General features: G+C 41.6%; 28 protein-coding genes. 14 read left to right on the forward strand and 14 right to left on the reverse strand.

Annotated elements, in window-relative coordinates; all coding sequences use genetic code 11:
- Positions 1-571 (forward strand): tetratricopeptide repeat protein (locus V7L07_RS06020; protein WP_335055938.1); only part of this gene is annotated, 571 nt, incomplete at its 5' end.
- Here V7L07_RS06020 and V7L07_RS06025 read toward each other — a convergent pair.
- Positions 568-762 carry a hypothetical protein gene (locus V7L07_RS06025; RefSeq protein ID WP_335055940.1) on the reverse strand — a complete coding sequence of 65 codons (195 nt, stop codon included), beginning with the start codon at positions 760-762 and terminating at the stop codon, positions 568-570. The genes V7L07_RS06020 and V7L07_RS06025 overlap by 4 nt on opposite strands.
- 32 nt (positions 763-794) lie before the next feature.
- On the opposite strand from V7L07_RS06025, the gene V7L07_RS06030 reads away from it, so the two are divergent.
- From V7L07_RS06030 to V7L07_RS06055, 6 genes are all read left to right on the forward strand, one after another.
- The gene (locus V7L07_RS06030) at positions 795-1,040 is read left to right on the forward strand and encodes a type II toxin-antitoxin system ParD family antitoxin (RefSeq protein ID WP_335055942.1); all 246 of its coding nucleotides are present in this window, start codon (positions 795-797) and stop codon (positions 1,038-1,040) included.
- A gap of 8 nt (positions 1,041-1,048) precedes the next feature.
- Positions 1,049-1,366, forward strand: coding sequence for a type II toxin-antitoxin system RelE/ParE family toxin (locus V7L07_RS06035; protein ID WP_335055943.1), 318 nt, complete (start codon positions 1,049-1,051; stop codon positions 1,364-1,366).
- Between the two features lie 160 nt (positions 1,367-1,526).
- Entirely contained in the window at positions 1,527-1,778 is a 252-nt protein-coding gene (locus V7L07_RS06040) for a UPF0175 family protein (protein ID WP_335055945.1), read from the forward strand.
- A 5-nt stretch (positions 1,779-1,783) separates the two neighbouring features.
- Positions 1,784-2,275, forward strand: coding sequence for a DUF3368 domain-containing protein (locus tag V7L07_RS06045; protein ID WP_335055947.1), 492 nt, complete (start codon positions 1,784-1,786; stop codon positions 2,273-2,275).
- A gap of 127 nt (positions 2,276-2,402) precedes the next feature.
- A complete protein-coding gene (locus tag V7L07_RS06050; RefSeq protein ID WP_335055949.1) occupies positions 2,403-2,702 on the forward strand; it encodes a hypothetical protein in 300 nt (99 codons plus the stop codon).
- Positions 2,702-2,824, forward strand: a complete 123-nt coding sequence (locus V7L07_RS06055; protein ID WP_335055951.1) for a hypothetical protein — start codon at positions 2,702-2,704, stop codon at positions 2,822-2,824. Before V7L07_RS06050 ends, V7L07_RS06055 begins: the two co-directional genes overlap by 1 nt.
- A gap of 83 nt (positions 2,825-2,907) precedes the next feature.
- Here V7L07_RS06055 and V7L07_RS06060 read toward each other — a convergent pair whose 3' ends face one another.
- The 5 genes from V7L07_RS06060 to V7L07_RS06080 form a co-directional block, all read right to left on the reverse strand.
- Positions 2,908-3,294 (reverse strand): type II toxin-antitoxin system VapC family toxin, encoded by a 387-nt coding sequence (locus V7L07_RS06060; RefSeq protein ID WP_335055953.1) that lies wholly within the window; start codon positions 3,292-3,294, stop codon positions 2,908-2,910.
- 2 nt (positions 3,295-3,296) lie between these two features.
- Positions 3,297-3,545 (reverse strand): type II toxin-antitoxin system Phd/YefM family antitoxin, encoded by a 249-nt coding sequence (locus V7L07_RS06065; RefSeq protein ID WP_069074142.1) that lies wholly within the window; start codon positions 3,543-3,545, stop codon positions 3,297-3,299.
- 473 nt (positions 3,546-4,018) lie between these two features.
- Positions 4,019-5,386, reverse strand: a complete 1,368-nt coding sequence (gene miaB / locus V7L07_RS06070; RefSeq protein WP_335055955.1) for a tRNA (N6-isopentenyl adenosine(37)-C2)-methylthiotransferase MiaB — start codon at positions 5,384-5,386, stop codon at positions 4,019-4,021.
- 175 nt (positions 5,387-5,561) lie between these two features.
- Positions 5,562-6,869, reverse strand: a complete 1,308-nt coding sequence (locus tag V7L07_RS06075; protein WP_335056409.1) for a dihydroorotase — start codon at positions 6,867-6,869, stop codon at positions 5,562-5,564.
- Between the two features lie 330 nt (positions 6,870-7,199).
- Complete coding sequence (locus V7L07_RS06080) at positions 7,200-8,552, reverse strand: histidine phosphatase family protein (protein ID WP_335055957.1); 1,353 nt, start codon at positions 8,550-8,552, stop codon at positions 7,200-7,202.
- 75 nt (positions 8,553-8,627) lie between these two features.
- Between V7L07_RS06080 and V7L07_RS06085 the strand changes: the two genes are divergently transcribed.
- The 4 genes from V7L07_RS06085 to V7L07_RS06100 all read left to right on the forward strand — a co-directional run bounded on the left by V7L07_RS06085 (position 8,628) and on the right by V7L07_RS06100 (position 12,435).
- Complete coding sequence (locus V7L07_RS06085; RefSeq protein ID WP_335055959.1) at positions 8,628-8,867, forward strand: hypothetical protein; 240 nt, start codon at positions 8,628-8,630, stop codon at positions 8,865-8,867.
- Between the two features lie 318 nt (positions 8,868-9,185).
- Entirely contained in the window at positions 9,186-9,905 is a 720-nt protein-coding gene (locus V7L07_RS06090; protein ID WP_335055961.1) for a hypothetical protein, read from the forward strand.
- 233 nt (positions 9,906-10,138) lie between these two features.
- On the forward strand, positions 10,139-10,906 hold the full coding sequence (locus tag V7L07_RS06095) for a DUF1350 family protein (RefSeq protein WP_335055963.1): 768 nt from the start codon (positions 10,139-10,141) through the stop codon (positions 10,904-10,906).
- 392 nt (positions 10,907-11,298) lie between these two features.
- Positions 11,299-12,435 (forward strand): PP2C family protein-serine/threonine phosphatase, encoded by a 1,137-nt coding sequence (locus tag V7L07_RS06100; protein WP_335055965.1) that lies wholly within the window; start codon positions 11,299-11,301, stop codon positions 12,433-12,435.
- On the opposite strand, the gene V7L07_RS06105 is transcribed toward V7L07_RS06100, so the two are convergent.
- The 4 genes from V7L07_RS06105 to V7L07_RS06120 all read right to left on the reverse strand — a co-directional run bounded on the left by V7L07_RS06105 (position 12,436) and on the right by V7L07_RS06120 (position 15,388).
- Positions 12,436-12,762 (reverse strand): STAS domain-containing protein, encoded by a 327-nt coding sequence (locus tag V7L07_RS06105; protein ID WP_335055967.1) that lies wholly within the window; start codon positions 12,760-12,762, stop codon positions 12,436-12,438. It lies immediately after the preceding gene.
- Between the two features lie 983 nt (positions 12,763-13,745).
- Entirely contained in the window at positions 13,746-14,390 is a 645-nt protein-coding gene (gene grpE / locus V7L07_RS06110; RefSeq protein ID WP_335055969.1) for a nucleotide exchange factor GrpE, read from the reverse strand.
- Between the two features lie 138 nt (positions 14,391-14,528).
- Positions 14,529-15,020 carry a Dps family protein gene (locus V7L07_RS06115; protein ID WP_335055971.1) on the reverse strand — a complete coding sequence of 164 codons (492 nt, stop codon included), beginning with the start codon at positions 15,018-15,020 and terminating at the stop codon, positions 14,529-14,531.
- Between the two features lie 104 nt (positions 15,021-15,124).
- A complete protein-coding gene (locus V7L07_RS06120) occupies positions 15,125-15,388 on the reverse strand; it encodes a ParB N-terminal domain-containing protein (protein ID WP_194043156.1) in 264 nt (87 codons plus the stop codon).
- A gap of 271 nt (positions 15,389-15,659) precedes the next feature.
- Here V7L07_RS06120 and V7L07_RS06125 point away from each other — a divergent pair, with 271 nt between their 5' ends.
- Entirely contained in the window at positions 15,660-17,249 is a 1,590-nt protein-coding gene (locus tag V7L07_RS06125) for a SpoIID/LytB domain-containing protein (RefSeq protein WP_335056411.1), read from the forward strand.
- A gap of 403 nt (positions 17,250-17,652) precedes the next feature.
- Here V7L07_RS06125 and V7L07_RS06130 read toward each other — a convergent pair whose 3' ends face one another.
- A complete protein-coding gene (locus V7L07_RS06130; RefSeq protein WP_334776259.1) occupies positions 17,653-17,952 on the reverse strand; it encodes a ferredoxin in 300 nt (99 codons plus the stop codon).
- Between the two features lie 755 nt (positions 17,953-18,707).
- Here V7L07_RS06130 and V7L07_RS06135 point away from each other — a divergent pair.
- The gene (locus V7L07_RS06135) at positions 18,708-19,712 is read left to right on the forward strand and encodes a Gfo/Idh/MocA family protein (RefSeq protein ID WP_335055973.1); all 1,005 of its coding nucleotides are present in this window, start codon (positions 18,708-18,710) and stop codon (positions 19,710-19,712) included.
- Positions 19,713-19,722: 10 nt separating this feature from the next.
- Complete coding sequence (gene map, locus V7L07_RS06140) at positions 19,723-20,499, forward strand: type I methionyl aminopeptidase (RefSeq protein WP_335055975.1); 777 nt, start codon at positions 19,723-19,725, stop codon at positions 20,497-20,499.
- A gap of 81 nt (positions 20,500-20,580) precedes the next feature.
- On the opposite strand, the gene V7L07_RS06145 is transcribed toward map, so the two are convergent.
- The 3 genes from V7L07_RS06145 to V7L07_RS06155 form a co-directional block, all read right to left on the reverse strand.
- A complete protein-coding gene (locus V7L07_RS06145) occupies positions 20,581-21,933 on the reverse strand; it encodes a pentapeptide repeat-containing protein (protein WP_335055977.1) in 1,353 nt (450 codons plus the stop codon).
- Positions 21,934-22,720: 787 nt separating this feature from the next.
- Entirely contained in the window at positions 22,721-24,085 is a 1,365-nt protein-coding gene (locus tag V7L07_RS06150; protein ID WP_335055979.1) for a DUF3370 domain-containing protein, read from the reverse strand.
- A gap of 257 nt (positions 24,086-24,342) precedes the next feature.
- On the reverse strand, positions 24,343-25,182 hold the full coding sequence (locus V7L07_RS06155) for a GNAT family N-acetyltransferase (RefSeq protein ID WP_335055980.1): 840 nt from the start codon (positions 25,180-25,182) through the stop codon (positions 24,343-24,345).
- Between the last annotated feature and the right edge of the window lie 85 nt (positions 25,183-25,267).

Raw genomic sequence — 25,267 nt, forward strand, 5'->3', positions numbered from 1 at the left:
AAAGCGCCTGTTTGCTGGCGACCATCCTGATGTGGCTACTAGCTTGAACAATTTAGCTTTACTCTACAAAAGCCAAGGGAGGTACAGCGATGCCGAACTACTATACAGTGATGCTTTGGTAATGACAAAGCGCCTGTTTGCTGGCGACCATCCCAATGTGGCTACTAGCTTGAACAATTTAGCTTTACTCTACAAAAGCCAAGGGAGGTACAGCGATGCCGAACCACTATACAGTGATGCTTTGGCAATGAGAAAGCGCCTGTTTGCTGGCGACCATCCTGATGTGGCTAGTAGCTTGAACAATTTAGCTTTCCTCTACAAAAGCCAAGGTAGGTACAGCGATGCCGAACCACTATACAGTGATGCTTTGGCAATGTGCGATCGCATTTTAGGCGTTAATCATCCCACTACAGCGACAATTCGTAAAAATCTAGCAATCCTGCAACGCCAGTCTACTCCCCGTGCTATCTGGAAACGTCGGTTCGGTCAGTTTGTGCAAATCTTGTTAGCAATATTTATTTTACCTTTTTATCTATTGTGGCGATTGGCTAAAAAATTAATTCGTAATTAAAAGAGCGAGTCCAGGCGATAGAGATTGCAATTTAGTAGTTTAGAGCGATTGTCGTACCACTTTCGTGCAAGCAAGCTACGCGCAGCGTCTCGTAGAGAAGACGTTGCCAAAGGTATCGCTATTCTCTCATCAACCAAGGTGCGATCGCTAAACGTTTCCGCAAAGACAACGCCTAACAATCTTGATAACATGGAAAAAATAGTTTAACCTCGCTGCCAAGGTTATGAGTAACATTAATATTTTCTTGCCTGAGTCGATGAAAGCCTTTATTGAAGAACAAGTGGCTCAAGGTGGCTACGGTTCAGTTAGCGAATATCTACAAGAATTGATCGCTCAAGACCAAAAACGCAAGATGCAAGAACATATAGAAGAACTTTTAATTGCAGGACTTGAAAGTGGAGAGGCAATAGAAGTTAATGATGAATGGTGGCAGCAAAAACGCACACATTTGATCGACCAGATGCATTAAGAGAAATAATGACAAAGCGGATAGTCATTACACCCAAAGCCAGTTTAGATATTGATGAGTATTTTGCTTACATTGCCCAAGAAAACCCCGACACGGCACTTTTATTTTTTGACTCTGTAAGAGAAACTGTTGCACAGTTAGCAAGAATGCTTGGAATGGGTAGCCGTTATCCCCTAGAGAATCTTCGTTTACAAGGTTTACGTAAATGGGCTGTTAAAGGATTTAAAAAGTACCTAATTTTTTACTTTGAGCGAGATGAAAGCATTGAAGTTGTGCGGATTCTGTATGCAGGGAAATATATAGAAAGGATTTTAGAACAGGAATAATATAGATTAGCGATCGCTTGTATGATTGCATTAGTGGAGCGATCGCTGTTAAATCAGTCCTGTGCTACTCTAAGAAAAATACTGCAAGTATGACCAGTGCGATCGCTTGACTGTGACTTTTACGATCAGACTAGTAAACCCTACTTAAGGCGAGTTGGTAATGAGCCAATTTATCCAACCCATCAAGTTGCAAATATCGCCCGATTCATTAAATCAAGGTGAAGAAGCTATCCTCCAAGAATTAGCTTTACAACTGTACGCACAGAATATTTTTACCTTTAGTCAAGCACGTCACCTAGCTAACTTATCTGCATGGGAATTTCAGAAACTATTAGGACAAAACAAAATTGAGCGTCATTACAATGAAGCAGATTTAATTCAAGATATTGAGATAATTGAAGCAGGTTTTTAGAAATTGTGACCGTTGTTTGTAACGCTACGCCTTTGATAAATTTTGCAGCTATTAATCGCCTTGATATCTTGCAGGCTGCATTTAGGCACATTGTTATTCCTCAAGCTGTCTATGATGAAACGACTGTTGCAGGTTTCCCAGGATCGGAATTTGTATTGCAAGCGGTTGCTGACAGATGGCTGCAAGTTGTCTCAGTTTCAACAATAACACTCAATATACCGTCAGAATTAGATAACGGTGAACGTGAAGCAATTGCCTTAGCACTAGAAACTGAAGAATGGCAAATTTTGTTAGATGAACGTGAAGCACGCCAAGTAGCTCAAAGTTTAGGATTACAAGCCATTGGGACTCTAGGTATTCTCTTATTAGCAAAAAATAGAAAGATAATTACACAAGTGCAACCCCTACTAGATGCCATGATTAATACTGCTCAATATTGGGTGAGTCGCAGTCTTTATGAACAAGTCTTACGACAAACAGGAGAATTAATAGACTAATTAGCAAAAAATAGGCAAAATTAGGTATTTGTCTGCGATCGCTATTCTCTCATCAACAAAGGTGTTTAAGTATAACACGTTGTAGACATCGCCTTTTACAATTGGAGTATTAATTGTATTTACGTCTATGAACTTTCCTCCCCAACTCCAACAAAAGATTGAAAAATGGGCAAGTAGTCAGGGAATTTCGACTGAGCAGTTTGTTTTGCAAGCTATTGCAGAAAAAATTGATACGCTGAGTCAACAAGTCACTGAAGAACATACTCAACAAAACTCTGAGATAGCTAATGTACCGCCCCTTAACCAACCAAACATTTATCGAAAAGAAGGGATTTTAGTTATAGAAGCAGAATTACCAGAAAACTTTGATGTTAATGCCTTTATAGATGAGTTGAGAGAAGAACGCATTCAAGGTCAAATAGCTTGATGAAAGTCTTGTTTGATACTTTTGTCTTAGTTCCGGCATTAATTGTCAATCACCCACAACATTCTGTTTGCTTTTCTAAAATTCAAGCTGCTATCGCTCGTATTGTGCAAATCCCTGAGTAGATACGTAGATACTTCTTTAGCTTGTCGTTCAACATCACTATTCTCTCATCAACAAAGGTGCGATCGCTATTTCTAAGCTTTGATTACCAGATAGTCTCGATAGAATACTGTACAATTTTCTGGTCTATGGTCACAATTGGCAAATTCTCTACTTGACTTTGGGCAATCAGAATCCGGTCAAACGGATCTCGGTGAATGTTTGGCAAAGTGGCAACCTGTAGAGTGTGTGTCATTTGAATGTCTAGACTCTCGAAGCGGTTCAGTGCTAGTCGGTTGGGAATATATTCTTCTACCGGTTCAGGTAAAGTTAACTTACCCGATTTAGTCTTGATGACAATTTCCCAAACACTTGCCACGCTCAGAAATAAAATATTACCTGAATCAGCAATTATACTGCGACTGGTGGAAGATAACTGAGGGTCATCTGTTACCCACCAAAGAAATGCATGGGTATCCAGTAAAGCTCTCATCGCTAAACTAGATTAGAACTGTCAAAATCATTTAGGATATCTTCTGGTAAAGGCTCGTCAAAATCTGGTGCAATAATAACTTTACCTTTATCCAATCCGGGAATTCGAGGTGAGGCTGTATCTGTGAGAGCAACTAGGCGTGCAACTGGAATACCCTTCTGTGCGATCACCACCTCTTCACCAAGTAATACCTGACTCAGCAATTCAGAAAACTTGGCAGTTACTTCAGAAACATTAACGGTGATACTCATTTGCCTAAGTAATTGTTAATTCCTAATATTTCTTAGGATAACACTAGCTATAATTGCATTTTTCAATCTTGTGGTGATGACCTGATTATCCGCGTAGATGCATACTCCTGCAAAGTATCTCGTAGAGAAGCAGCTTGTTATCAGACATCGTTTTTCTCTCATCAACGAAGGTGCGTCAGCATAGCCCGTCGTAGGCGATCGCCTTTTACAATTGGAGTATTAATGTTGATGCTGGTAAATCTAGTAGTCTATCAACAAATAATTGATCGATAAATTCCTTGTAGAGACGGCGATTTATCGCGTCTCTCTAACCGTCAAAATGAATTTGACAGACTACTAGTACAAGAAGGCAAAAGTAAAAAGGCAAAAGTAAAAAGAAAGAATGCTTATTTTGTGAGCTTTCTGGCTATTTTAAATCGGTGGTTTATTAACGCCGTGTTGTACTAGGGATATTTGCCAATCTTAACAACTAGTTATGGCTGCAAAACGGTTTGCCTCACTTCAACTGGTTCACCCGTCAAACTAAAAGGGCGAACTTCGGTAATTTTTACCTTCACTAATTGCCCTTGGAGTTCTTTGATGTTGCCGCTAAAAAAGGTCAAACGATTACCACCAGTGCGTCCCATCACCTGGGTTTGATCTTTAGGATTTTGGTCTTCTACTAAAACTTCTTCAATGCGTCCAAAGTAACGTTGCGATCGCTCTGCTACTTTCAAGTTTCCTAAATGATTGAGGCGTTGGAGGCGATCGCTTTTTATTTCTTCACTCAGCTGATTGTCCCAGAAAGCGGCTGGTGTCCCTGGACGCGGCGAATATGCTGCCGTATTCAACATATCAAAGCCAATATCTTCCACCAGTTTGAGGGTATTTTCAAACTGTGCTTCTGTCTCCCCAGGAAAACCAACAATGGCATCGGCACTAATGGAAGCATCTGGCATATACCGCCGAATGGTATCGATAATCCGGCGATATTTCTCATGGGTATAACCCCGTGCCATCGCCTTTAAAAGTTCATTATCCCCAGATTGAAAGGGAATGTGGAAGTGTTTACACACCTTGGGCAATTCAGCACAAGCCTGAATTAATCTCTCAGTAAAATAACGGGGGTGACTAGTCGCAAATCTTAGCCTTTCAATCCCTGGCACATCATGGACGTAATAAAGCAAATCTGTAAAGTTGTTCAGATGCCTACCTTCTGCTGTCACTCCGGGTAAATCTCTGCCGTAAGCATCAATATTTTGACCGAGTAGAGTAATTTCTTTATAACCTTGCCGTCCCAATTCTGCCATTTCAGCCCGGATAGCTGACGGTGTGCGAGATTGTTCGACACCGCGCACATTGGGAACTACGCAATAGGTACAGCGTTCATTACAGCCGTAAATCACATTTACCCAAGCAGTTACTTTGCTATCTCGTCGCGGCTGGGTAATATCTTCAATAATGTGAACTGGCTCAGTTGCGACAACTTGGTTGCCTTCAAACACCGACTCCAACAAATCTTTCAGACGGTTGGCATGTTGTGGCCCCATTACCAAATCTAATTCTGGCACTCGTCGTAACAGCGCTTCTCCTTCTTGCTGGGCAACACAACCAGCCACAATGAGGGTTAAATCTGGCTGTTCATGTTTGCGCTTTGCTTGTCTGCCCAGGTAAGAATATACCTTTTGTTCCGCGTTATCCCGAATTGTGCAGGTATTGTAGAGAATCACATCTGCATGATTCGGGTCTTCAGACCATTCAAAGCCCATATCTTCCAAAACGCCAGCCATGCGCTCTGAGTCAGCTTTATTCATCTGACAACCGAAAGTAGTGATGTGATATTGGCGTTTAGAAGTGGTCATGGGCAATTCTGCTTAATCAGCGTAATGTATTATAAGCTTTATTTCTATTCTACTGGAGTCATAAAAGTAAAATTACGAATTACAAATTACGTTAGCGACGCACAAAGCGAGTCCGCGTACCCTTACAGGGAAGCAAGCTACGCTTTTAGGGCGTCATTACGAATTACAAATTATTTCAGCACCAAGTTTGCACAACATGACCCTTTAACTGTTGTCCTAACCAAGGTGTATTTTGTGAAAGTGTATAAAGACTTTTCCGTTCGACTTTCCAGGTTTGCTGGGGATTAAATAAAGTAAGTTCTGCTGGTTGATGAGGTAGAATCGCACTTACTTTCTGCCCTAAACACTCTGCTGGACTGGTACTCAATGCCCGCCATAATTCTAAAGCTGTAAATTCTTCAGTTTCAACGAGATATTGCCACAGCAAAGGTAATGCTAACTCCAAACCAATCGCCCCGGCTGGTGCTTCGGCAAAGGCTTGGACTTTTTCTTCGTAACTGTAGGGTGTGTGGTCAATAGCGATCGCATCAATCACACCTGTACGTACTCCGGCACGCAACGCCACCACATCACCAGGATTACCTAAAGGCGGGTCTAAATGCAAGCTAGTGTGATAACTCTTAACTGCTTTTGTATCTAGTAAAAGGTGCATCCAGGTGGTGCTGGCGGTAATTGGTAAACCAGCCGCCTTCGCTGAGGCGATTAATTCCACGCTGCGAGCGGTGGAAACGCGCATAATATGGATTGGTGTACCGATTGCTGCAACTAATTCTAACAAAGCTGCGATCGCAGTTGTTTCAGCGCTGGCGGGTATTGGAGGTAAACCGAAACGGAGAGCATTTGAGCCTTCTCTCATTACACCATTTGCTGTTAATTGGCGATCGCTAGGCCAAAACGCTACTGGTTTCCCCAACGGCTGGAGATACTCTAACACTCCTCGCACCAACGCCAAATTTTCTAACGGCTTACCATCTGTAAAACCAACAACACCAGCCGCCGCTAAATCTGCCAATTCCGTCATTTGCTTCCCAGCAACATCTAGGGTGATAGCACCCCAGATATGAAGTAGGGGAGCAGGGGAGCCGGGGTGCAGGGGAGATAAATTCCCCTCTGCCCCTCTGCCCCTCCGCTCCTCTGCTCTCTTCTGCTGCAACTGTGCCACAAGTGCAGGGTTATCAATAGCTGGGGATGTATCGGGTAAAATGCTAACTCTGGTAAAGCCCCCAGCAGCAGCAGCTTGTAAAAAAGACGAAATAGTTTCCCGTTCTTCAAAACCAGGTTCACCTGAGTGGCTGTACAAATCCACCAACCCAGGGCCAAGAACTAATCCCTGACAGTCTCTAATTTTAGTATCGGAACTAATATCAGAAATGTGTGAAGCTACTGCTTTGATATAACCATTAGTAATCAGTACATCAAAAAGTTCATCGATTTCAGAAATCGGATCAATCACCCGTACTTTTTGCAGCAGTTCCATCATAATTTTTTTTAGTTAAGAGTTAAAAATAAAGTTAGGAGTTAGAAGTTAGGGACTTCCAAATAAAAAAGTATTCAATTAACTCTTGTGGGGTGGGCATCTTGCCTGCCCAGTTTGTATGGCTCTCGTGTCGCCCACCCCACAATATTGGATAATTTATTTCTTGGAGTTCCCTTACAAGTTATGAGTTAAGGTTTACCAGTTATTTGTTCCTTACCCATCATTTTTAACTTTATTCATAACTCATAAATTTTCACTTTTAACTTAACTCCTCACTCCTAACTCCTAACTCCTCACTCCTCACTCAGCACTCAGCACTCCTCACTCAGCACTCAATCACAACGCCCCCGCCGCTGTTTTATCTAGTACGCCTCCACCCAAGTGAGTGGTGATGTTCATCGCTTGCAAGACTGGTAAACCATCGATTCCAGAAGGATAGTCAATAACGCTGACTGCGCCATTACCCTGGCGAAAATTCCAGAAATTTTCCAGCGATAAGCCCAGAATATGACAAAGCAAAGTTTTGTTAGTAGCGTCATGAGCTACTACTAAAACAGTTTTGAATTCATTATTTAATGCGGCTTGTACAATTGATTGCCAAGCAACAACACTGCGTTCCCACACCTGTTGCAAATTTTCTCCTTCGGGCATTTGCACTTCGGCTGGTACTAACCGCCAACGTTGCAACTCTCCTGGAAACTCTTGCTCTATCTCTGTTTCTAATTTTCCTTCCCAAAGTCCATGACTGATTTCTCTTAAACCATCTTGCAACTCTAACTTTACATTCGGATGTTGTTTTAAAATAATCTCTGCTGTTTCTTTAGGGCGTAACATTGTGCTACTTACCGCAAAATCAATTGCTACCTCTTGGAGAAATTCGCCTGCTTTTTGCGACTGTTGTCTACCGTTGTCGTTGAGAGGGACATCAATTTGTCCTTGAAACCTAGTTTGGCGATTCCAGTCGGTTTCGCCGTGACGCACCAGCAACAATCGTACTCCTTGATGATCTGGTCGCAATGAGGGTAAAGATTCCCCGGTGTGTTGCGTCTGATTTAAGGATTCTAGCTGGACTGGTTCGCCCAACCCTCCAGCAAAGTTTAATACAGTGATGCCACAGTTAGATTGCTGTATTGAGTGATAGCGACTGGGAGAAATTCCTAGTGCTGTGCTAATCAGGGCGCGATTAATTCCGTTATGTCCCACAATCAGAATAGTTTCGCCTTGATGGTGAGACAAAGTTTCTTGCCAAAACTGCTTTGCTTGTTCGTATAAAGCAAGAACGGGAAAATGTTCTCTTGTCCCTTGGGCATCATTAAGCAGCATCCGCAGTTCGTCTGGGCGTTGATGCCAAGTGCGGTAGTCTTCGGCAAATTTCTGCTTGACTTCAGAAGTCAGCAGTGCTTCCCATAAAGGCAGGTCGATTTCTAACAGTAAATTAGAAACTTGGATTGCAGCAGATTGTTCAGCATGATTAGCTAACTCACTATGGATAATATCTGCCGTGTGCTTTGCTCGTTGCAAAGGACTGCTATAAATTGCATTAAATAAGATATTGCTGAGGGCTTTGCCTACTTTACTGGCATCGTTACGACCTTTTTCGGTTAATGTTGACGCATCAGTGCGTCCTTGGATACGCCGCTCGGTATTATAACCACTTTGACCGTGGCGCACAATGATGACACGAGTCATCTCAAAGCCCTCCTCTATCTTGACGATTAATTTTACTGCAAAATGATTGCATAATTATCGACTCCAGAAGGTGGATTGAGTCAGCAAGAGGAAAAGGGGCAGGGGGATCTCCGTCTTGCTACTCCTAAACTCAAGCAAGCTATTGTTGATGCTTGTGCCCACACGGTACTATTAGATAATAAAGTTACTCCCTCAGAGGCAGATTTACTCAGAGCGATCGCTATGACGTTAGACTGTCCCATCCCCCCATTTTTAAATCCTCAGCGTGGTATTTCCAAACATAAACAATCTTCTTCCAAGCAAAGATTAGTGTAACAAGTGAGGCATAATTATTTATCACTAAATAAATTTCCTCCTTACTATTACATAGTAATACTATTTGATTTGTCATAATTGCAACTTGCAGATCCCCGACTTCTTTAAGAAGTCGGGGATCTTATTTATCACAAATGATTCAAGATTGCTATGTTATAAATAGTTGTCTTAGCAAAAAAGTATCATATTGTACAAAAAATCTTGATATTGCCTACCAGTTATTAACTCGCGTGAAAAAGTTCGGACAAAATGCCAGCATTCTAGAAATTTGATTGCTATATTAGACTAAATAACTATTCTGGCAAGGGTTAAAAAGCTGTGCAGGATGATTTAAAGGGCTTGGAAATTAGTCAAGATGATTTGCAAAAACTGACTAATTTACCTGTTAATGAGGAACTTTTAATCATTACAAAAACTCTAAATAGATTCGCAAGTATATATATACAAAAGCTGAAAAGCTCTGAGGGGGCAACTGTAGTTTTTATCGGATTTTCTACATTTGTTTTTGTATATATTTTATTTGATTTAATTGTTAAAATTTTTGTGACGTGGATAACAATTCCATCTTGGGTATTATTAATTATCTTAGGTCTTTGGGTTGGCGGATTTACACAAAGTATCTTATATTTAATCTGGAAAAGCAGAAGTAAAGTTGTCAAAAAGAATATGACAAAATCTCTTCACATCCTGTTAAATGAGGTTAATAGATATAATACTATTATTAGAGTAATAGATATCAATGACCAAATCGAAGAAGCTGGTAATCCAGAAGTGGTTATAAAGGAAAGAGAAGGTGTGATTGAAGCGCTTAAACTCACCAAAGCTGATTTAGTTCGCGCTTTGAAGACAGAAAGAATTTTGAGGGAAAATAAGAACTTTATTCTGAGTAATACAGAACTATTCGTCAACAATTTAGCGACTTTAACAGCTATGCAAGTAACTGAACAAGCTACTGAACATGGAAGGTTACTCAATGAAGCATTACAAATTGCATTAGATGTGCAACACGAAATGAAAAGATTAGAGACTCAGCGTTAAGATAATTCGTAATCAGGCTCTCTAAGAGACGCTGCACGTAGCTTGCTTCTCCGTAGGGGTACGAATACTCGCTAACGTAATTAGGTTTTGTAATGGAAATTCAGAAAGCACTCAGGTGGGTTAGTTTCCAACCTACTCACCAGACATGATCAATGGCTTTTACCAGAATCCTTCCCAGGGTTGCAATCACCGATCTAACATAAAGAATATTCATAAAGCGATCGCTTATCTACATGGACTGGAAAGAAATTAGAGGGAACTGGGTAATCATTCCCCGAAATCCCATAGGTATCGTTCATTTTTTAGGAGGTGCATTTGTCGCCACTGCACCGCACATTACTTATCGCTGGTTACTCGAACAACTGGCAAGTAAAGGTTATGTTGTAATTGCTACGCCCTTCGTGAATACATTGGATCATACTGCGATCGCCAAATCCGTACTGTTAAACTTTGACCGTACCCTCGAACGCTTACAGGATTCTGGGGCATTACGTAAGCTTTACTTCCCCATCTACGGCGTTGGACACAGTATGGGCTGTAAACTCCACTTGTTGATTGGTAGCCTCTTTAAAGTAGAACGCGCAGGCAATATTTTAATATCCTTCAACAACTACGCCGCTAAAGAAGCTATCCCTCTAGTAGAACAATTTAATTCTACTTTTGCCATCGAGTTTACTCCCTCACCGTTAGAAACTAACAAGCTTGTCCAAGAGCGTTACAATATCCGGCGCAATTTATTAATAAAATTTAGTAATGACAACATTGATCAATCGGCAGCCTTAACCAAAATCTTACAAGAACGTTTTGATGAGATGGTGACAGCACAAACGTTACCAGGAACTCACACAACACCTCTAGGTCAAGATATTAAATGGCAAACTGGAACATCTTTCACCCCCTTTGACGCTTTAGGACAATGGTTTAAGCAAGAAGCATACCGCGACTTAAACCAGCTAAAAAGCAACATCCTCTTATGGCTAAATCCTTTGGCAGCACCATAGAATTTATGACTGTTTGACAGTCATAAATTCTATATAGGACTCATATTTGATTTTTGAACCTCGATAGCGCAGCGTTAGCGACGCAGGAGCGTCTGACTCGCTACCGCTTCGCTATCGGATTGCTATAGGTAAATAAAAACTATTTCCAATACTTCTGGCTTGAGTTTAATAGAAACATAACCCCCAACTCCTTACTAGGGTTGGGGATAAAGATTCAAAGCCTCTATGCTTTTAAGAGAGAGGAATGGAAGTGAGGTTAAAGTCTATTGCATACAAACAATAAGTGCTATAGTAGCATTCCCATATTGATATTACTAGCTTATTAGCTCATAGCATATTTTTATTTTCTATTTCGACAGCAAATTATTAATGAGTGTTTCCTGCAATTTTATATGTTTCAAATACTAATAATTGATGACGACTATTCAATAAAAATACTCCTAAAAAGGATTTTGGAAAAACAAGGTTATGAGGTAGTGACTGCCAGTAGCGGCGATGAAGGAATAGAAAAAGCACTAGCTTATCGTCCAGCACTAATTATTTGTGATTGGATCATGCCGGGTTTGACTGGACTGGAAGTTTGTCAGCGCATTAAGACAGACCCAAAATTTTCCACCACATTCTTTATTTTATTAACATCCTTAGATTCTGTTGCTGATTGCGTCAAAGGTCTAGATGCTGGTGCTGATGATTTTATTTCCAAACCTATTGAGCATAATGAATTACAAGCACGGGTAAGAGCAGGATTACGCCTACATCAGTTGAGTAGAGATTTGCAGGATCAAAAGTTGCTTTTAGAATCAGAAATGTCAGAAGCAGCAGACTATGTGCGATCGCTGCTACCTTTTTCCATGACCGAACCCTTTAAGATAAATTTCCGGTTCATTCCCTCGCGACAACTCGGCGGTGACTGTTTCGATTACTATTGGCTCGATGATGATTATCTGGCAATTTACTTACTCGATACCGCCGGACATGGATTGAAAGCTACTCTTCCCTCTGTTTCAGTGCTGAATTTGCTGCGTTCCCGTGCGCTCAAAGGTCTGAATTACTATCAGCCTAGTGATGTATTAAAGGCTTTGAATGATACTTTTCAAATGAATTATCAAAATGATAAATACTTTACGATTTGGTATGGAGTTTACAACCGAATCAACCGCCAGTTAATTTATGCTAGTGCAGGTCATCCACCAGCAGTTTTAGTAACCGGCACATCTCCAAGGATATCTGAAGTTAAACTCTTGAAAACTCCCGGTATGCCAGTTGGGATGTTTCCAGAGGCAAAATATGTTGATGCCTCTTGCAATATTGAAAACTTTAGTACCCTTTATATTTTTAGTGATGGTGCTTATGAAATCACTAAATCAGATGGCACACTTTGGAGTTTGGATGCTTTTATTCAGCTATTAGTTAGCTTACAAGACCCATTTGATAGCCAACTCGATCGCGTACTGAGTTATTTAATTGCTCTAAACTCCAAAGATGCTTTTGATGATGATTTATCTATTTTGCAAATGAAGTTCGATTAATTAAGTATTGGAAACTAAAACTTGATTAAAGGCATCTTGACTAGGGAATATTTCAAATACTTTATCCATATTAGTCAGTTCAAATAATATCCTGACTTGCTCATTAATTGAGCAGAGAACAAGTTTAGTATCTGCTGCACGCAAGGTTTTAAAAGCTAATACTAAAGCTCCCAAACCTGAACTATCCATAAACGTTACGTCTTTAAAATCAACTAACACGATTTTCGCACCCTTCTCTAGAATATCAGTGATGTTTTGTCGAAATTCTTGTGAAGTTGTGGCGTTCAAATTACCACTTAGCTTAATAACTTTTACATGTTCTCTCATAATTATGTCACTCTGATTTGTGTAAATAATTCTCTGATTTCGCCATTATAGAACATTTAAAAATGCTTGTAAAATAAAATATAAGATTACATATTGAGTAATCATTGATAACTAATCAGCAGTAGATAAAGATTAAATATAAGTATTTTAATCTACTTTTTTATAATACTAAAAATAATATTGTTTTACATTCAATATCGCTTTTTTACTAGGAATATACTAGTTATGAATAGACTATACAAGTAAGTCAGCATAGTAAAATTCATGTATATTTAGTTTTGTATAACGGTTGGAACGACAGATTTGTAAGCTGTTTGCTGATTTTATTTTTCGGCATACTATGTTAATTTTTAACACCAACTTACCCGCATATCATGGATGTAAATATATACTGTATCTACAAGCTGAGGTTGCTGCTTTTCAGATTATTTACTAAATATTTTTGCTAAAAGTAAAATTTTCCAATAAATCTCATGATGATAGCCGTCATTAAACAATTCAAAATTCAATGAGTTGGAGCAATGCCTAGTTTGAGCTACGCCTACGCGCAGTTAAACCGATTCTAGCAGCAGTGTTCCTTTGCTTGGGTAAACGGAACTGCATCACCCACAAAATTTTTCCAGTCCCGATCGCCCAATTCAAACTATAAGCAAAAATACTCAACTATCAAGGTTTCACATCATAATCATTATGTAGATATAATCCTTTGTTGACTACTGAGTATTTATGATAGTAACTAGGATCTACGTTTATTTATGTCCAATTACTTACATTATTGAAATAATTTACCTCTGGATTACCCCTCTAGAGCCAATAGCTTTGATTTCAACAGCGCCAAGCAAGCTTGAATCTACACCATCTGTCTAACAGAAGTTCTCTAAGGCGATCGCCCCTGCTGTTTTTAGTATTCCCAATATCTATATATTTCTCAACAGATAACACAAATCCTGTAGAGACGCGATTAATCGCGATCTATAACTACCTCAAACAGGACTCACTTTAGCTCTGTAAAGCAACTTCTGACCTTGAAGGTAGCCAGTGTAGCGTACTTTGACTGTTTCTCCAGGTTGTGCAGTTCCCTCCATCAATTGGTGAAGTTGAGGGTTATAAGGTAATTCTGCTCCTACGGGCGCGATCGCTTCCACTCCCCACGCTTGCAAAAGCTTTTCCAGGGGTTTCTGTACCAATGGGACTATTTTAACTGCTGCTAGCTGTGGATTCTCCTGCGCTTTCTGTGCTGCTGTTGGCCATTGCAATAATAAAGACTCCAGCAGTTGCAAGGTCGACTGCTGGAGTTCTTGTAGTAATATTTCTCGCTGTTGTTCTAATTGAAGTTGAGAGCGATCGTACTCTCTTCTTAAATCTGTAATTTCTTGTAACAATTCCTGGGTAGGTGCTGTTTTCTCTTGTAACAACTCTACGGTTGAAAAAGTTGTGATTAATTCACTTAATGACATCTGTAGCACTGACGACAGCTTGAGCAGCACATCTACCCGCATCTGCTCTAGTTTTCCCTGACGTAATCGCAAAATTTGACGCTCTGAGACACCAGCAGCGCGACTCAGCGCTTTAAAACTAGAAATACCTACCTGTTGCATTAAATCTTGCAACTTTTGGGAATGGGGCATTGGGGATTGGGGATTGGGGATTGGGGATTGGGGACTGGTGACTGGGGACTGGGGACTGGGGATTGGCAAAAAAATTAAGTCTTTATTTGTTAGTACCCAATCCCTAGTACCCAGTCCCTAGTCCCCAGCCCCTAATTCCTATTCTTCCAGTAAACTTCTCAACATCCAAGCTGTCTTTTCGTGTACCTGCATCCGCTGAGTCAATAAATCGGCGGTAGGTTCGTCGTTAACTTCTTCTAGCACAGGGAAAATAGACCGTGCAGTTCTGACTACGGCTTCTTGTCCTTCCACTAGCAAGCGAATCATTTCCACAGCTTTAGGAACTCCAGGAGTTTCTGGAATCGAACTCAGTTTGGCGTATTCGCTGTAGGTTCCTGGTGCGGGATAGCCAAGCGCTCTAATTCTCTCGGCTATTAAATCCACTGCTAAGGCTAATTCTGTATACTGAGCCTCAAACATCAGATGCAACGTTTGAAACATCGGCCCCGTTACATTCCAATGAAAATTATGAGTTTTCAGATACAGTGTATAAGTATCAGCCAACAGATGAGATAAACCGTCAGCAATTTTAGCCCTACTCGCCTCGTCAATGCCGATATTTACATTTTTAACTGTTACTTTCGATGACATAATTTTCTCCTAATTAGGTTATATGTAATTGGGGATTGGGAATTGGCAAGAAAATTAAGCCCTTGATTCCTAGTCCCCAGTCCCCAGTCCCCAATCCCCATTGTCTATGCCAAGTGCATCTTCAAAACGCTACGGGGTGCTTTACGAACTCTCGCTAAAACGGTTTCTTTGCCTAAACGCTGGCAAGCTTCATACCGATGGCAACCAGAAAAGCCATAATATTGTCCATCTACTTCTAGGACATCAATAGGTTCTTGCTGCCCAATCTCCGCAATCGATTCCATTAAGGCTTGCACTTTATTTGGATCGTTTGTACGGGGCAATGGCCGTTTTATCTGATTTAATGGAATTTCTTGGACTCTAACCATAAAGAGTTTATCCAACTAGTTCTGTTTTTTGTCTCTAAATAAATCATAGTCATTATGACTTCGTTTTGCAACTAGTATCTAGGGCAAAATTGGTAATGGTATCATTGGAGCATTCATGCGACAAAAAAACCGCGCTACAAAGCAATTGGAAAATAAGCTCCAACGACACATTAAGGGGCAGAAGATGCCCTCTACAAGAGGCTCCGCCAACGCGAACGATTACTCGCGATCGCAACTCTTGGAGACACTGCGCGAACGCTATCAGGTGGTCATGAAATTTTCATTTTGGTGTTTTCCCTACACTTTGCTGACAACATTTTGTCTATTAGGACTGACTGCGGCATCAGGGCCTGAGAGCAATATCCAGGATATAGAACTGAAAATTGGGATTGTGCAGCGATTTGGCGCCGAAGCCACAGCCAAGCTGCAACTGGAACCGATAAAAGGCGATCGCTTAAAGCTAAAATTTCAAGTGGGCAACAAGCAGCAAATCCTGTTTACTAAGAACCCTGTAAAGCTGGAAACAGTCATGGAAGCTTTGCCCCAGTCAGCAGTAGAAGAAGTGGTAGTTTTGGGCACATACCGCACTTTTGAAACTGCGGAAGACAGTGCTAATAAATGGCGTTCTCTGGGAATGGAAGTGGAAATAGCCCAGCCAGAACGCTGGCAGGTTTGGGCGAAACGAGATGTTTACAGCACTCCTTTATTGCGACGCTTGTTATTGCAGAACATTCAAGCTTCTAGCAAAGAGAAAGTATATCTTGATACTAAAGTTTTAAAACAAGTGCCGCGAGTCAGTTGGGTAGTGGATGGTAATCGCTATAGCCCAAATGACTTGGAAATTAGCACCGAGCAAAACTTGATTAGGGTGAATAAAAGCGAAAAACAAGAGTTTGCTCGTCTTTATGCCGGTCGATTGAATTTGCAGCCAAATGCTTATGGCACATACACTCTAGTTAATCAAGTACCCTTAGAAACTTATTTGCGTGGGGTTGTACCTTATGAAATAGGTACGGATGCACCAACAGCGGCGTTAGAAGCCCAAGCAATTCTCGCCCGGACTTATGCCTTGAGAAATTTACGCAGGTTTGCCGCAGATAATTATCAGTTGTGTGCTGATACTCACTGCCAAGTTTATTATGGGCTGAAGGGAGCCGCTGCCAAAACAGACCAAGCGATCGCCTCAACCAGGGGTAAAGTATTAACTTATAAAAATGAACTAGTAGACGCCTTGTATTCTTCCACTACTGGTGGTGTCACCGCCTCCTTCAGCGATATCTGGAATGGTGACAATCGTCCCTATCTCCGCCCTGTACTGGATGCTCCGACTAATTTTTGGGACTTATCTAAGCAGAGTTTAGCAGATGAAAAGAACTTCCAAAAATTTATCAATATGCAACAAGGATTTAATGAAAGCAAGTGGGATATGTTTCGTTGGCATAAGGAAACCCCTTTACAGGATATTATCAAGGATTTGCAGAAATTTTTGCAGGTGAAAAACAGTCCCCATGCCAAATTTAAGACCATTCAGGCTATGGCAGTCGTGAAGCGAAGTCAGAGTGGACGTATCCTTGAACTTGCGGTTAAAACCGATCGCAGCACCTTTGTTCTGCATAAAGATGAAGTTCGCAGCGCCTTTGCCGCTCCGGTAAGTACGCTTTTTTACATAGAACCCCTAAACAAAGGCAAGGCAGAACTCTGGGGATATGCTTTTATTGGTGGTGGGTTAGGACATGGAGTCGGCTTGAGTCAAACTGGCGCTCAAAATTTAGCAAAACTAGGTTGGACAAGTCCAAAAATTCTCCAATTCTACTATCCTGGTACTCAGATTAAAATTCTCAGTAAAGAAATTAAGCTGTGAACTATCCGCACTGAGTTTCAGCACTAAGTACAAGGGAATCCCATAGTATACTGATTGTAAAAAATTAAGCAGGAACACAACATTTCCTTACTGAGTACTGAGTGCTGAGTGCTGAGTAAATTAAGAAGTACTCAGTACTTTTGCACTTGGGTTTTTGCCCCGCCCGAAGTCAAGCGGAATCTTTTCTTTTCAGGAGGAGGTTGATACCCCACCCGCAATTGGCGTGGTCTTTTTACTCAGCACTCTTCATTGTGTTCCTGCCCAACACTGAACTAGGCTTTTTATCAAAGTCGCTTTTAGAGATACACACAGCATTGCAAGTGTGTTGGCCCTAGATGCCATACTTATATTTTGTCAACATTGGTAACTCTTGCAAGAGGTTTATGGTTGAGTTGCTTAGTTCTTAGTAAAGGTCTTCTTCTTTGTGAGTTTCGATTGTTACGTCAGAGGTTGGGTAAGCGACACAAGTCAGTACATATCCTTTTTCGATTTGCTCATCGTCTAAGAATGACTGATCGCCTTGATCGACAGTACCTTTGATGATTTTACCTGCACAGGTAGAGCAAGCACCAGCGCGGCAAGAGTAGGGCAGGTCAAGACCAGCTTCTTCAGCCGCGTCTAGAATATAGACATCATCATCAACATCAAGTGTTTGGTTCAGTCCTTCGGCTTCGTTGATTAGTGTGACTTTATAACTTGGCATTGAGTAATCCTCTCTTTTGCAAACGGCAGTATAAGTTATCTTAAGGCAAAGGTCACGGCTGTTCTGTGGGATTAGCCGTTGGTTTAAATTTGCTTCAATTCTGATACTACGAGAAAAATTAAACGATGTGACTGGAAATTGAACCCGATTAGTAATGAAATTTAGTTACTTAATCCTGATAAGTTTTATTTATGTTACTTTCGACCTTAGTCAGGTTGCAATAAGAAAAATTTATTTTATATATAAAAGACATGAGCAATATTAATGCTACCTGGATTTTGTCGGACTTACGCAGAACAGATCCCGTAACTCCTGTAAAAAGCGGGGCTGTTTCATTTTCTAATCTGAAATTAGGGAACTCCAAGAAATAAATTATCTAAATTGTAATTATCCAATATTGTGGAGTGGGCATCTTGCCCGCCATATAAACTGGGCGGGCAAGATGCCCACCCCATAAGAGTTAATTGGATATTTTGTTATTTGTCAGTCCCTTAGACCACGATCGCATACCCCGACGAAAGCAAGCTGACGCGGTAACTTTTTCCAAAATTTTTCTGTTCATTATTTGACAAATATTGTGTATTGTGCATCAAGTTAGCTCTGCTCTCAAAAGGGGGCTTTCTTTTGAAAATAAAGTCTCATACCTGCTTGAGGGGTTCGGACGAATGTTGTAGAGTCTAGACTGGTGAACCCCATGAAGAGAGAATCTTACCACTAGAAGCGTGAGACGATCAAAAACAGAACTAGTGAGGATCATGTATAATTCAAAAGCTGCTTCGGAAAAAGCAAAAGTGCGTGTAGGTTTGATCGGTACTGGGTATGCGGCAAAGTTTCGGGCTGAGGCATTGCTCCACGATGAGCGATCGCACTTAGTCGCAGTTGTTGGTCATACAAGCGAAAAAACCGAAGCCTTTGCTAAAGAGTACCAGATTGAAACATTGAGTTCTTGGCAAGAGCTAGTAGAACGTGAAGATATAGACCTAGTGGCAATCTCTACGATTAATCGAGATCATGGTGCGATCGCTCGTGCAGCACTAATCAACGACAAACATGTGATTGTAGAGTATCCTCTTTCGTTGGATGTAGTCGAAGCTGAAGAACTGATTGCTTTAGCCAAAGCACAACAAAAACTCCTGCACGTGGAACACCTGGAACTTTTAGGTGGTTTGCATCAAGCCTTGAAGCAAAACTTAGCCAAAATTGGTGAAGTGTTTTATGTTCGCTACAGCACCATCAATCCTCAAAATCCTGCACCCCGCAAATGGACTTATAACCACGAGTTTTTCGGCTTTCCCTTAATTGGTGCTTTGTCTCGCCTACATCGTCTCACAGATTTATTTGGTAAAGTATTTACAGTTAACTGTCACCAGCGATATTGGGAAATAGAACCGGAATATTACCAAACCTGTTTCTGCACTAGTGAACTGTGCTTTAACAGTGGACTTTTAGCCCAAGTAGTCTATGGCAAAGGTGAAAGTCTTTGGCAATCAGAACGCAAGTTTGAAGTTCACGGTGAAAAAGGTGGTTTAATTTTTGATGGCGACACCGGAATTTTCATCCAGCCAGGAGAAACAACATCTATAGAGGTTGGGCCTCGCCGGGGTTTATTCGCCAAAGACACGAGTATGGTGTTAGATCATCTTTTTGATGGCACTCCTTTGTACGTTACCCCAGAGGAGAGCTTATATACTCTAAAGGTTGCTGATGCTGCCCAAAGAGCTGCACAGACAGGGTTAACTATGTTTATGAAAGATTTCTAGATAAAAGTTAATGAAAACTGAACTAATTGTTATTTTATCCCAACGAGAAATAGAGAAAATGCGTCAAGCTGGGCGTTTAGCAGCTAAACTCCTCCAGCATCTCGAACCATTTGTGAAGCCAGGCGTTAGCACTCTTGAACTAAATGATGAAGCCGAACGCTGGACACAAGCGCATGGAGCAAAAAGCGCACCCCTTGGCTATAAGGGTTATCCGAAATCGATCTGCACCAGTGTAAATGAGGTAATTTGTCATGGCATTCCCAACGCCAAGCAAATCCTGAAAGAAGGTGACATCATTAATATTGATGTCACGCCGATTGTTGAAGGTTATCACGGCGATACATCTAAGACATTTTTTGTTGGTACTCCTTCTCCAAAAACGAGGAAGTTGGTAGAGGTGACAGAAGAATGTTTGCGCTTGGGTATTGCTGAAGTTAAACCTGGGGCACGCATTGGCGACATTGGTGCAGCCATTCAAGAATATGCTGAAGGAGAAGGCTTTTCTGTGGTGCGAGATTTCGTTGGACACGGCATCAGTAACATTTTCCATACTGCACCCGATGTTCCCCACTATGGCACACGCGGTAAGGGCAAACGCCTCAGACCAGGGATGGTTTTTACCATTGAGCCAATGATTAATGAAGGTACTTACGAAGTCGAAGTTCTCAGCGATAAGTGGACTGCTGTCACGCGCGATCGCAAGCTTTCTGCTCAATGTGAGCATACCTTAGCTGTAACTGAAGATGGCGTTGAAATCCTCACTCTACCTGAAGGCGAGAATTACTAAACTTTTCTTTCCCCTTTCCCATTCCCCTTTTCCCGTTAACCGACAAGTATTGCATTCTGAACTGTATTGAATTTGGTATAACTATCTTCCCAACTTATTAGGAATACCTTCACAACCACCAGGAATAGTACCTCTGGTTTTTTCACCACCCCAAGTGCAACAATAACAACGTGCTGACTCAGACATCCGTTGTACATTCGTCAAATCGGCATTTTCCACTACAGCGCCAGTGTGTTCGCCGATTTCATAATCTGGTGGTTCAGTGCGACTGCGGGGTGATGCTTTTTCCAGTACACCGTAGAATAGGCGAATCCCGTTCAGGTCAGCACCACTGAGATTAGCATTATATAAAATTGTGCGGGAGAGATTGGCTTTTACTAAGTCACAACCGGCCAGATTAGCGCGGACAAGATTAGCTTCGCTCAAATCAGTCCAACGCAAATCAGTGCCAGAAAGGTCTGCTGCGGCTAGCATTACGCCTAAATCGATGACGCGCACACCTTCAAGACGGTCTTCTGCATATCCGCCACTCCCGTCAAGAATGGCTCGACCTAATCGGCCATCGCGTTTTAGAGGTGATAACAACTTGGAACGTGAGAGAAAGCGGAGAATTTTCGCTTTCCCACTCCCATCAACACTACTTAAAATTGCTGCTGTACGTCCTTCAGCGATCGCTCTTTCTTGGGGCCAATCTTCTAATAATCCTTCTTCGTCTAATACTAAGTCGGAAACGCCTTGAAAATAGGAATCAATGGTCTGTTGCTGGGTGATAATATTTTGCTGAACTGTCAGTAGGTTTTGCTGAATTGTCAAGTCTTTGGAAATGACATATTGTCGCCACGCCACGTAAACGGCGATGATGGCAATCAGAATTTGCCCCAATGCGCCAAACCATTCTGCTAGGGTTCCAGAAATGTCCCAGTTAATTTGGCGTCCTAAAACAAGTAAGCGATCGCCTACACCTGTGAATCTGATCAAGCCGATGATGGCTACTAATAGTCCCAAAAAGGCTACAAACAGGGTGCGTTCTTGGAGTGAAAACCACTCGTCTAAAACTTCTTGGAACCAAGGTAATAATATCGCCACGGATAACAGCAAAGTGATCAGCGTTCCGATAATGCCGACGATCCAGTTATTAAGGATAATTCCAATGAAGGTGATGGCGATCGCAATTAGAGTAATCAGCAATGCCCTGGGCTTAACTGTGAATTGTTTGGTAGTGGGGTGCTTGACTTCAGAACGAGCTTGTTGTAACGCAGTTGTATATTGGGGAGATTTTAAAGACGCGATCGCCGCTAGTGCTTGTTGTGACGCTAGTACTTCTGAATTAAGGTTTTTCTCAGTTGCACTACCGTCAAAGTCATTTGGTTGCGAATCGTTTTCGGGGTCTGGTTCTGGGGTTGGTAGATTAGAGGAATTGGATTCAATCGTCATGTTTTCTATTTTGCCCCAGTAGATTAAGAACAACATCTGTTTTATCAGAAATTGCACTAAACTAAAGACCTGTATTCCATAAGACTAAGAACGCAAAGCTATAGCAATCCGATAGCGAAGCGGTAGCGAGTCAGACGCTCCTGCGTCGCTAACGCTGCGCTATCGAGCGTCTTTGATTTCTGAATCAATCATAGAGGTAAGGGACTGGGAAGAAGGAATAAAGGTGTACTGAGTTTTGTTAAAAAATCAAATATGAGTCCTATATATTTAGTACAGCATTTGATTAATTCGTAGCGAATTAAATTTAGCAATACCCGACAATGTGAATGCGTCGGCTTGCATTGTGAATGCGTCGGCTTGCATTGTGAATGCATTGGCTTGCATTGTGAATGCGTCGGCTTACATTGTGAATGCGTTAGCTTGCATTGTGAATGCGTCAGCTTGCATTGTGAATGCGTCAGCTTACATTGTGAATGCGTCAGTTTACATTGTGAATGCGTCGGCTTGAATTAGAGAACTCTAAGAAATAATTATCCAATATTGTGGGGTGGGCATCTTGCCCGCCCAGTTTATGAAGAAGGGGAAGGGGGAAAGGGGAAGGGGGAAAGGTAAAAACCTTGCCCGAAGTCAAGCGAAATAATCCAAATTTTATGAGGAAGGTAAAAACCTCGCCCGCAAGTGGCGCGATTTGTTCATTCCTTTCCCCTTTAACCTTTTCCCTTTTATTTGTCAGTCCCTAAGCTACGCGCAGCGTCTCTCAAAGATCATCATTAGGAATTTTAAATTGTTAAGTTTGGTCTAAAGTTTGAATTGTCAACATTTGAGGGGGCGTAGCATCAGGTGGGTAGAGAAAATCCACTTCTACGAGTCGGCGCTGACTAGGAGATATTTTTAATTGAGCAAGCGGTTCTCCCATCTGTCCTCGTTGTTGAACTAAGTGCCAGTATTGGGTTCTGGGTAAACCATTATCGTCATTGTAGCGAATACGAACAGTACCACGGAAAAAGACAGATGGTTCAGGTGGTGAAAAAAAGCGCAGTCCTGGTTTACTTAACTCATCTTCTTTAATAGGCGTTTGGAAAAGCACATTTACAGTTTGCGGCTTATCCGTATTGTTGAATAATGGTAGAGAGATATTGTATTCAATGCCGTAGTTGCCATGAGCTTCGTAAGCAGTACCAGGATAACGCGCCACTAGTTTCGCAGTTTGGTTTTGTCCAGTACCCATTTTGCCTGCTAAAAGGGTGCTTAAACCGTAGGAAAAAGCCTGTCCTGATTTGGGAATTGTCAGGTATAAACTATTAGAGTCGGTAACTTGTGCTTGCCAACGAGAGCCAACAGCTACCCCCGCTACCCGTCCGTAAATTTCTGTTGCCCCTGCAAGTTTATCTGGAGGACTGGGGGCAGATTCACGGGGCCCTGCAAAATCACCATTTTCTAATAAATTCTCCCATTCTTCTAAGGTTGGCGATCGCTCACTACCATCGGGATTGGGTTTAGCAAACATGGCCAGGTTGGCCAGATAAACTGGATTATCGCTATACAAACGTAACAAAGTAGAACGTCCATTCAATGGCGGCGTTAAAGTCCGCACTGGAATGGGATGATTCATTAACATCCGGCTTTGTTTTGCTGGAATTACCAACTGGGTTGGCCATCCTGACTGCCGTCTAACTCGCAGCACATCATTCATCACGCGATCGCCTGGCCCAGCATAAATGTCTCCCGAATTATTTGATTGCATGGGGGGAAGCTTGACAAAAGGTGCATCAGGTTGACTGACATAACTAGCTGCTTGCAAGATATTTACAGTTGCAGGGCGATCGCTAGGATTGTAAACAATCACTCCCAAATAAAGAGTCCGCAAATCATTGGGAGTCTCAATCGCTCTAGCAATATGGTGAGAAAATAAATCAAACCGTCCCTGAAATGGAAAGTTCAGGTGAGCGCTGGGTACTTTTTTGCCTTGAGGAGGAAATGTAGATAGCAGAATTCCTTCACTCTGAACTACTTCTGGGTTATTACTGTTAAATACTGGTACTTCGTCAAGATGTCCTGTTAAAGGTCTTGTTTGTTGGGGAATAAAAATTTCCTGTGGTGCAGGAGAAGGCGATGCTTGAGCCAAAAACAAATAGGAAATAAAATTAAGCATTTATTCAAAAAGCAATTTATCGCTGAAGTTCAGAATACAGCATACCTAATACCATTTCACTTAAAAAATGATACACATGGGCAAGCAGAGGAAGCAGAGGAAGTGATTTGTATCAATAATTTCGTGAATTTGTATAACCTCCACCCAAGCATGACAAGTGTTCAACCGGACATGATATTAGAGGAGGTTTGCCAAAACTCTGACTTTAACAGTCTGGAGCGTAGGCGTAGCCCGCCGTAGGCATCGCTTTATTATCCTTACTCCTTTGAGGTGAATGAGTATCCGTGCCAATCGCAAATGGGGCAATACCCAATCGCTCGATAAATATGATTAGCTGTAGGATTGGCTAAATTTGCTATGACGAAACAATGGCGGCATCCCTGATCTAGCAGTTTTTGGCTTAACGCTGCGACACAGGCAGTGGCATATCCTTGGCGACGATACTCTGGTGGCGTATAAGCTAAATTGATCCGACCAATTGTAGCTAACAATTGTTTGCTAGATGCAACTGAAACTGGCGTGCTATCAACCCAAAAATAAGTATTCTGCTCTTTCAACTGATTATCTACTTGGTGTTCGACATCTTCGCTCACCGCCTGATCTATCTCAGATAAAAATGCAGAAAGCCACTCGATCAAAAGAGAGCGATCGCTTTTTGTTGCCAATCTGAGATATCCCCTGGCCGTTGAGACTCTTTGCACTGCCGTTAATTGGTAAATTTTCATTACCACCGACCGTTGATAGAATTGTCCTGTCAGCCTTTGCCAAGTCTGCGAGAATATTTCTGCTTCAGTTGCCAGTCCCATGCTTCCTGGCAGTTGCTCTTGACGCAAATCTTGAGCAATCAACTGCAAAGCATCCATATTCTGGGCTTTGGATAGGATCAATTTTCGGGGTGGGGTGCGGATGGCAACAGCCAGAATCTCGCCACTTGTTTGGACAATTGCTAAATAAGGCTTACTTAGATAACGTTCTGGGTTATGCAACAAGGTATGCAAAATACTGAGCAAAACATTATTTTCTACCTGATGCTGGAGTAAGTAAGCCTGAGTGCAGTGCCAGAATTCCTGAATGTTGTCGAATCGATTTAGTTGCATGATTAGCCTTCCTCACTAACCATTACTATCAAATGATAAAAATATATATTGTGGGGTGGGCATCTTGCCCGCCCTGATTCATGAG

It is taken from the genome of Nostoc sp. (assembly GCF_036916985.1).
GTDB lineage: Bacteria > Cyanobacteriota > Cyanobacteriia > Cyanobacteriales > Nostocaceae > Nostoc.